The sequence below is a fragment of the Pseudomonas fluorescens genome (assembly GCF_000967965.1).
In the GTDB taxonomy this organism is placed as follows: domain Bacteria; phylum Pseudomonadota; class Gammaproteobacteria; order Pseudomonadales; family Pseudomonadaceae; genus Aquipseudomonas; species Aquipseudomonas grandcourensis.
Genome location: NZ_LACC01000042.1, coordinates 1 through 221, shown reverse-complemented (window position 1 = coordinate 221; position 221 = coordinate 1). Strand labels below are relative to the sequence as shown.

Annotated in this window: 1 protein-coding gene; it reads left to right on the top strand. The window is 58.8% G+C overall.

What is annotated here, in order from left to right:
* Positions 1-221 (top strand): calcium-binding protein (locus VC35_RS26290; protein WP_046043556.1); only part of this gene is annotated, 221 nt, incomplete at both ends.

The following is a 221-nucleotide window of genomic DNA, read 5'->3' as shown; positions in this document are numbered from 1 at the left end:
GACACGCTCACCAGTGGTTCAGGGAACGATATCCTCGATGGTGGCAGCGGTGACGACACCCTGAACGGCAACGCAGGCAATGATCAATTGACCGGTGGCCAGGGGAATGACGTGCTCAACGGCGGCACCGGTTCCGATGTGTATCTTTTCGCCCTCGGCGATGGCCGGGACATCCTCAATGACGACACGGCCTTCTATAGCGGCAACGTCGACATACTTCG